Here is a 4,306-nt window from a genome sequence, read left to right as displayed (position 1 = left end):
GTCGTGAACGGCGAGGTGCTGGACCTGCACCGCCGCGACTTCCTGCGCAACCACCTGCGCGAGGCCCACCGCGCGATTGCCGACGGCGTGCCGCTGCACGGCTACTTCCTGTGGAGCTTCATCGACAACTACGAGTGGGAAGACGGCTACCAGCGGCGCTTTGGCATCGTGCACTGCGRCTACGCCACGCAGGTGCGCACCCCGAAGCTGTCGGCGCGCTACTACGCCGAAGTCATGCGCGAGCGGTGCATCCTGTGAACGCGAGCACCCTTCACCTGGAGCGCGTCGTGCCGCCGGCGGCGGATCGCCTGCCGATGCGGCAGAAGATCGGCTTTGGCCTCGGGTCCATCCTGGACATGTGGGGCCACTGGCTCTATCCGTCGCTGGCCTATCAGGTCTTCAACATCTTCCTCGGCGTGGCCCCCGGCCTGATCTCGACGGTGCAGATGATCAAGATCTTCGTCGACGCCGGCTCAGACGCCGTCTTCGGCTGGCTGTCGGACAACACGCGCACGCGCTACGGGCGCCGCCGTCCCTTCATCCTGGTGGGCGGCGTGCTTGCCGGCATCGGCCTGCCACTGATGTTCGCTGTCGGCAAGGGGTGGACCCAATCCGAGTACTTCATCTTCATGCTGGTCAGCACGGTGATCTACGTGCCCATCATGAGCTGCTTCAACATGCCCTGGAGCAGCCTTGGTGCGGAGATGACGCCGGACTACCACGAGCGCACGATGGTGATGGCGATCCGCAACGCCATCCAGAAGGGGCCCGAGCTGGCGATGTTCTTCGCCGCCCAGTTCACGACGCTGGCCATCTTCAACCAGGCCAACGGCAAGCCCGACATCCTGCGCGGCGCGCAGACCTATTGCGCCATCCTCGGCGCCATCATGGTGGCTGCTTCCATCGCCATCTTCCTGCTGGTGCGCGAGCGCTACTACGAGAAGCTGGTGTCGCGCACACAGACCCACATCCCGTTTGCCGACACGCTGTGGCGCACGCTGCGCTGCAGGCCCTTCCGCCATGTGCTGGGCATGATGCTGGCCTACGGCACCGGCACGGCCATGGTGGGCACGCTCGGCTACTACGCGACGGTCTACTACGTCTGCGGCGGCAACGTCGTGGAGGGCGCGAAGTGGAACACGGCCATGGGCCTGTCGGGCATGGCCTTCGGCTTCGCGGGCATCCCCTTCTTCGCGTGGATCGCGCGCCGCCAGGGCAAGCGGGTCGGCCTGGCGGCAGTGCTGTTCCTGGCCATTTGCGCCTTCATCGGCGACTGGTGGCTGTACGACCCGGCGCGGCCTTATCTGCAGCTGCTGGCCTGTGGCTTCGTGGCTTTCACAGGTGCAGGGTTCTGGACGCTGTACAACGCCACGCTGGGCGACGTGGTGGACTACGACGAGATGCAGACCGGCCAGCGCCGCGAGGGCTCGTTCTCGGCCTGCCAGTCGTGGATCTCCAAGGTCGGCATCGCGCTGGGCACGGGCGCCTCGGGCTGGATCCTGCAGTTCACCGGCTTTGACGCCAAGCTGGAGGCCCTGCAGACGCCGCACGCCATTTTTATGATGCGCATCCTGCTGTCCACCATCCCCGTCATCGGCCTGGTGCTGGCGCTGGTGTCGCTGCTGCGCTTCGAGCTGACCGAGAAGCGCATGGCCGAGATCCGCGTGCAGCTGGAAGCCACGCGGGGGCAGGTATGACAGCCACCGGAGCGCGTTGATTTCGCCACCCAGGTCGACGCAAAGCACCCCAAAACGATGATGCAGGAATGCAAGAAGAGCCCACGCCCTTCCTGGGCTCGATGGCATCTGCTCGCCCTGACCTTGACCTTGCTCGCGTGGGTGTGCCCATGTCCCGCTGAACCGGCGGTCTTGCGCATCGTGGCGCCGACCAGCCAGTCGATGCCGGTGCTCAGGATGGCTGAGCAGCGACCCGTCGCAGGTTTGCTCAAGGACCTGGGCGAGGTGTTCGCCCGGCAACTGGGGCTGAGCCCAGTTTTCCTGCCGCTCCCGAGCAAACGCGCGGCCCTGGCCGTGGAGTCTGGTGCCGCCGATCTGCTGTGCTACGCCAAGCCGGAATGGCTGGAGGCCGATGTGCTCTGGACGCAGCTTTTCCTGTCGGGCACGGGCATCATCGCGGCCGGCCCGGACTCGCCCGCCGTGTCGCAGTTGCAGGATCTGCGCGACGAACCACTTGGCACCGTGCTGGGCTACCGCTACCCGGCAATCGATCAGGTGCTGGCGCGGCCGATCGCCCGAGAGGACGTCGCCGACGCAGAGACGAATCTGCGTCGTCTGGCCCTGGGGAGAGTCCGCTACGCCGTGACGGACCGCGCCGCGTTGGCGCACTACGTCAAGAGCCATCCGACGTCAAACCTGCGCGAAGTGCTCGAGGTTGAGCCCTACCGGCTGGGCTGCGCGCTGTCACCGGCCAAGGCCGACCTCCTTCAGCCTCTGAACCGCGTCATCGATCGCATGCGCGTCGACGGCACGATGGAGAAGCTGCTGAATCGCTACCGCTGATCGGCAATCCAGCCCGGGTATTCACTGGTCTTACCAAATTTTCCATATGGCAAAGTGGCATGACCAAAATTTTGACTACTACTATTAAGAACCCCTTGTCGCGATGACCCCGCTCCAGGCCGAGTCCTCCACTTCATCGTTGCTGAGCATGCGCGGCGTCTGCAAGCGTTTCGACAGCGTCACCGCGTTGTCGGGCGTCGAGCTGGACGTTCGTCGCGGCGAGGTCCACGCGATCTGCGGTGAGAACGGCGCCGGCAAGTCGACGCTGATGAAGATCCTGAGCGGCGTCTATACACCCGACGAAGGCGAGATCCGCATCGACGGCCAGCCCGTCCGCATCGGCGGCCTGCATCACGCGCAGGAACTCGGCATCGTCATGATTCACCAGGAGCTGAACCTGGTGCCCCACCTGACCGTGGCCGAGAACATCTGGCTGGGTCGCGAGCCGCGGCGGGGCTGGTTTGTGGACAGGGCTCAGCAGCGCAAAGGCGCGCTCGCCTGCCTGCAGCGGCTGGGCATGGACATCGACCCGGATACCGAGGTTTCGGCCCTGTCGATCGCGCAGCAGCAAATGGTCGAGATCGCCAAGGCCCTGTCGATGGATGCGCGGCTGCTGATCATGGACGAACCCACGTCATCGCTCGGCGAGGCGGACGCTTCCCGCCTGCTGGCGGTGGTGCAGGAACTCAAGCGCTCCGGCGTGGGCATCGTCTACATCTCGCACCGGCTCGACGAACTGGACCACATCGTCGACCGCGTCACCGTGCTGCGCGACGGCCACTACATCACCACCCGTCACTGGGCCGAGACGTCGATCGACGAGATCGTCAGCCTGATGGTGGGCCGCGAGCTGAACCAGCAGTTCCCGCCGGCCACGCGCCAACCTTCCACCGACGTGCTGCTGCGGGTGCGCGGCCTGCGGCGCGAGGGTGTCTTCGGGCCGCTGGATTTCGAGCTGCGGCGCGGCGAGATCCTCGGCTTGGCCGGCCTGGTCGGCGCCGGCCGCACCGAGGTCGCACGGGCCATCTTCGGTGCCGATGCTGTCGATGGCGGTGAGATCGAACTGGATGGCCAACGCCTGCAGATCCGCTCGCCGCGCGATGCCATCGCTGCCGGCATCGCCTACGTCTCCGAAGACCGCAAGGCCCACGGCCTGGCGGTGAAGATGAGCGTGGCCCACAACATCACGCTGGCCAACCTGGGCGCGCTGGCCAGCGGCCTGGGCTTTATCGACGCGGCGCGCGAACGCAGCACGGYCGAGCGCTTCATCAGCCAGCTCGGCATCCGCACGCCGTCGCCGGACCAGATCGCGCGGCTGCTGTCGGGCGGCAATCAGCAGAAGGTGGTGATTGCCAAATGGCTGTTCCGTGAAGCGCGCGTGATCCTGTTCGATGAACCTACCCGCGGCATCGACGTGGGCGCCAAGTACGCCATCTACGAGCTGATGGACCGGCTCGCGGCCGAAGGCGTGGGCGTCGTGCTGATCAGCTCCGAGCTGCCGGAGATCCTGGGCTTGAGCGACCGCGTGGCGGTGTTCCGCCAGGGCCAGCTCGCCACGCTGCTGAACACCCGCACGTGCAGCCAGCACGACATCATGCACCATGCCTCCGTCGGCTCATCCGAGCCGGCCAAGCCCTCCATGGCATCCCTCGAACCGACGACATGAACGACCGCCAGAAAGACCTGATCCAAAAATTTGCCGCGCTGGCGGGCCTGCTCATCCTGGTGCTGGTGTTCTCGCTGACGAGCAACGCCTTCTTCTCGGTCGGCAACGCGATGACGGTGTC

Annotated in this window: 4 protein-coding genes and 1 pseudogene; all 5 read left to right on the top strand. The window is 66.0% G+C overall.

Annotation, left to right across the window (positions count from 1 at the left end; all coding sequences use genetic code 11):
• Nucleotides 1-258 (top strand): family 1 glycosylhydrolase (locus AC1DU6_RS21615; RefSeq protein ID WP_477859502.1); only part of this gene is annotated, 258 nt, incomplete at its 5' end.
• Nucleotides 255-1,697, top strand: a complete 1,443-nt coding sequence (locus AC1DU6_RS21610) for an MFS transporter (RefSeq protein ID WP_056197486.1) — start codon at nt 255-257, stop codon at nt 1,695-1,697. The genes AC1DU6_RS21615 and AC1DU6_RS21610, both read left to right, overlap by 4 nt.
• Before the next feature lie 180 nt (nt 1,698-1,877).
• On the top strand, nt 1,878-2,519 hold the full coding sequence (locus AC1DU6_RS21605; protein ID WP_477859504.1) for a substrate-binding periplasmic protein: 642 nt from the start codon (nt 1,878-1,880) through the stop codon (nt 2,517-2,519).
• Nucleotides 2,520-2,622: 103 nt separating this feature from the next.
• The gene (locus tag AC1DU6_RS21600) at nt 2,623-4,185 is read left to right on the top strand and encodes a sugar ABC transporter ATP-binding protein (protein WP_477859500.1); all 1,563 of its coding nucleotides are present in this window, start codon (nt 2,623-2,625) and stop codon (nt 4,183-4,185) included.
• Nucleotides 4,182-4,306 (top strand): annotated as a pseudogene (locus AC1DU6_RS21595) (ABC transporter permease); the annotation flags it as partial. The gene AC1DU6_RS21600 and the pseudogene AC1DU6_RS21595, both read left to right, overlap by 4 nt.

The organism is Roseateles sp. P5_B10 (genome assembly GCF_056400485.1).
The sequence above is the reverse complement of the archived record's forward strand: the minus strand, read 5'-3'. Positions and strand labels throughout refer to the sequence as shown.